3 protein-coding genes are annotated in these 4004 nt (G+C 59.5%); all 3 read right to left on the reverse strand.

The window, feature by feature from the left end:
• The coding region (locus PQQ51_RS34030; protein WP_408501574.1) for a TolC family protein at nucleotides 1-917 on the reverse strand (917 nt) is incomplete at its 3' end.
• A gap of 283 nt (nucleotides 918-1200) precedes the next feature.
• Complete coding sequence (locus PQQ51_RS34035; protein ID WP_408501575.1) at nucleotides 1201-2634, reverse strand: HlyD family type I secretion periplasmic adaptor subunit; 1434 nt, start codon at nucleotides 2632-2634, stop codon at nucleotides 1201-1203.
• On the reverse strand, nucleotides 2634-4004 hold a 1371-nt coding region (locus tag PQQ51_RS34040), incomplete at its 5' end, for a type I secretion system permease/ATPase (RefSeq protein ID WP_408501576.1). The genes PQQ51_RS34040 and PQQ51_RS34035, both read right to left, overlap by 1 nt.

Raw genomic sequence — 4004 nt, forward strand, 5'->3', positions numbered from 1 at the left:
ACCTGCGCGTGCGCCTGGCGAACCTGATAAGTTCTACCGAAACCTTCGAAAAGCGGAATCTGCACCTGCACGCCAAAGTACCAGTCATGCCCCGTCGCGGGAAACTGTGGCTCCCCCAGTCCCAGGCTGGCAGGCTGATTGTTCTGACTGTACTTGGCGACGAAGCTGATGTTTGGCATCCCCTGAGCGCGCGTCTGCTGCTCCTTGGCCACCGCCGCTTCAAGCTGCGCTTTCGCAGCCGCGACAGCGGGATGCGTGCGTTCCGCGTCGTCGATCATTTCCTCAACAGCTTCTGCGAACTCCTTATCGGGGGTCACGCCGTCGGCGACCTCTGGCACCACGATCGGCTGACTGGGCTTGAGGTTCATGTCCGACGCGAGTGTCCCAAGCGCCGTCTGGAGATCGCCTTCGGCCTTTGCCCGATTGAAGGTCGCCTGCGCGTACGACGTTTGCGCCTGCAACTGGTCGGTGATTGCCGCAACCCCATGGCCGACACGGGCCGATGCGGCGACAAAACTGTCGTGCGCAATGCCTTCGGTCTCCCGCGCAGCCGCCAACTTCCCCGCCGCAGCCTGCGCCGAATAGTAATCGGTCGCCACCGTCGAAAAGGTCGATTGCAATGTGGCGTCCTGATTAGCACGGGCAGCAGCAAGCAATTCCTGAGCGTTCCGGAGCGCGGCCTTCCTACCGCCGAAATCGTACAAAACCCAGTTCAGCGAAACCGACGCGCTATGGATCGTCGCGCGATTGGCCGAGCCAAGTGCCGGATGGTTTGTCACGTCAGTAACGGAATCGTCGCGCACATCCTGCCAGGTACCCGTGATACTCGGAAGGTATGCAGCCTTAGCGACACCTGTTCCAGCGGCCTGCACCTTCACATTGGCCCATGCTTCCCGCGTCTTGGGGTTGTCGCACAACGCACGGTCGACTGCCTCGTCAAGACGAAGTGGCGCCCCTAGTGGGCCGAACTGACAGGGTGACCCCGCGCGGGTCGATAGGAGTGCGCCGGCCGGCGTGGCCGGAACCACCCCACCAGTCTGGAACACGTCAAATGCCATCACCGCCTGAGGCGCCCAGCCACCTGTGCAAAGAGAGAACGCGATGCATATCATCAGGCCGTATCGCCGCAGCATGCGACACCGGAAACGGCCAGGTTTGAATCTATGCAAGAGGGTGTCCAAAGACCTGCACGTGCTCATGTCAACGCTCACGCAGACTCTCCCCTGCGGTCTGCACCAGTGGATCCAGAAAATATCCGGCGACGCTGCGTCGGCCGGTTCTGATTTCTGTCGTCACTTCCATGCCGGGGGTGAGATTGATCGATTTATTGTTGATGTACATCTGGCTGGTCGGTAGGCGTATACGTGCCGTGAAAGTCAGTCCCAGCTTCCTGTCCCTGTCCTGTACCGCATCATTGGAAACTGCGGTGACCTTGCCTGTCAGGTAGCCGTATCGCGTATATGGGAACGCCTCAATCTTGACGATAGCGTCCTGCCCCACATTGACGAAGCCGACGTCCTTGTTCTCGATGCTCGCTTCGACCTCGACAGCATCATCCGGAACTACTTCCATAAGGGACTGCGCCGTGGTGACGACACCGCCCAAGGTATGCACGGACAGTTGCTGAATCGTCCCACTCACGGGTGCGTAAAGCGTCAACAGACCCTGCCTCGTCACGGCCTTGGTTTCGTCGTCACGATTCTGGGCAAACTGCTGATTAGCCTTGTCGAGCGAATCAAGCTGTTCCCGCGTGAATTGTGACGTCGTCTGTTCGATCGTCGCCCGCTGCTCGGCGATACCTGCCGCAAGTTCCTGCGCGTGGCTCTGCTGCGCGGCAAGTTCGTGTTCCTGCTCGAGCGCAGTCTGTTCCTTGCCAAAATAATCGTGCTGGGCGACGTAGTTGTCACGCGCCAGCGTCTTGTAGTCGTTCGCTTCGCTACGGGCAAGCGGAGCGGTTGCGCGCAATTTCGCGATCTCCTGCCGAGTCGTCCCGAGCTCTGCCTGCCTCTTCAGGAGCTCCGCCCGTGCGGCAACGAGTTTGTCGACATATTCCTTGTAAAGTCCATCTGCGAAGTGCTGGGCCTCAATCTGTTGCTCCGCTGAGGCGCCGTCCACAGCGGCCACGACCGGCGGCCGGCCGCTGGTTCGGACATCCAGCAGCGCTCTCGCCCGCGCTGCGGACAGCGCAGCGTCTATACGCGCCGAGCGTGCTTTGTGTGCGTCAGCAGCCGCCTGCGTTGCATCCAGTACCAGCAGTGCCTGCCCCTCGGCCACCCGCTGGCCATCCCTGATCATGATCTGTCGCACAACACCGGTGATCGCGGGTTGAATGATCTTCACACGAGCGCCCGGAATCAGCTTGCCTTTGGCTGTCGCGACAATGTCCAGTTTTCCAAAGATGGCGATAAGCAGGATCACGAACGCGAGCGCGACGATGACCCGCATGGTCCAGCGAGGCGCGGGATGCGATGGCGTTTCGATGAGTTCAAGATTGGCAGGCAGGAATTGTAGCTCTTGCGCCGTTCGGGGTTGCGTGTCCAGTTGATCGCGAATTGCCCACGCAGACCGGAAGATGGTCCCATATCTGCGGCACAGATCGCCTACGGCCTGGAGGCGGAGCGAATTGATTGCCATCAGGTATTCTGCAAAGTGACGAGATGGGCGTAGTAGCCTCCCTTCTCGACCAGTTGATCATGACTGCCGCGCTCGACAATCTGGCCTTTGTCCATCGCGATGATGTGATGGGCATGACGAACCGCGCTCAACCGATGCGCGATGATGATGACGGTACGGCCCTGACACATGGCGCGCATGTTGTTCTGGATCACCCTTTCGGTCTCAAAGTCAAGCGCACTTGTCGCTTCGTCGAAGATAAGAATCCGGGGATTGGTTACCAGGGCGCGAGCTATAGCGATTCGCTGCCGCTGACCGCCAGACAAAGTCGATCCATGTTCACCGACAATCGTGTCGTATCCTTCGGAAAGCTCGGAGATGAATTCGTGGGCGCCGGCAAGCTTCGCCGCATGGATCACGACTTCAAGGGATGTACCGGGGTCGGTCACCGCGATGTTTTCACGAATCGAACGATTGAAGAGCAGATTCTCCTGAAGCACGACGCCAATCTGGCGGCGTAACCACGCGGGGTCAGCCAGTGTCAGGTCGATCCCGTCGATGCGGACACGGCCATTCTCTGGAACGTAAAGCCGCTGCAGCAGTTTCGTCAGCGTGCTTTTACCCGACCCCGATCGTCCAACAATGCCGACAATCTCGCCGGCGCTTATTGTCAGGTTCACGCCATTGAGTACCGGCTGCCCGTCCGGGCGGTAACGGAAGCGGATGTCTTCAAAGCTGACGTCGCCTTTGACTGCCGGCAGTGCCTGCCTGCTCTGTGGCAGCTCGGTCCGTGAATTGAGGATGTCGCCCAAACGGAGCATGGAGATACCCACCTGCTGGAAGTCCTGCCACAGTTGTGCAAGCCGAAGGACGGGCGCAGCGACGCGTTGCGACATCATGTTGAACGCAACCAGTTCGCCGACAGTGAGCTTGCCGTCAATGACAAGCTTTGCCCCAAAAAAGAGCGTGGCCAGAGTAACTAGCTTGCCCACCAGTTGGATAAGCTGCTGGCCGACATTGCTCAGGGAGTTGACGCGAAAACTTGCGTTGACGTAGGCCGCCAGCTGGTTGTCCCACCGACGGGTGAACTGTGGCTCGATGGCCATCGCCTTCACTGTCTGGACACCTGACACCGCCTCGACAAGAAATGACTGGTTATCGGCGCCGCGCGCGAACTTGTGATTCAACCGCTCCCGTAGGATCGGGTTGAGTATCATGGAGACAATGGCGTAGACCGGCAGCGAGATTGCGACGATGAGCGTCAGCCAGACGCTGTAGATGCACATCACGCCGAGGAAAATAATGGAAAAGATGAGATCGATCACCGCCGTCAACGCCTGGCCGGTGAGGAAGCTGCGAATGTTTTCGAGTTCACGCACGCGCGCCACGGT

The sequence above is a fragment of the Paraburkholderia xenovorans genome (assembly GCF_046030735.1).
Lineage (GTDB): Bacteria > Pseudomonadota > Gammaproteobacteria > Burkholderiales > Burkholderiaceae > Paraburkholderia > Paraburkholderia xenovorans_A.

What these genes read in the sequence shown, in the direction of transcription:
- PQQ51_RS34035 (WP_408501575.1), bottom strand. Translation starts at nt 2,634, where the DNA reads ATGGCAATCAATTCGCTCCGCCTCCAGGCCGTAGGCGATCTGTGCCGC.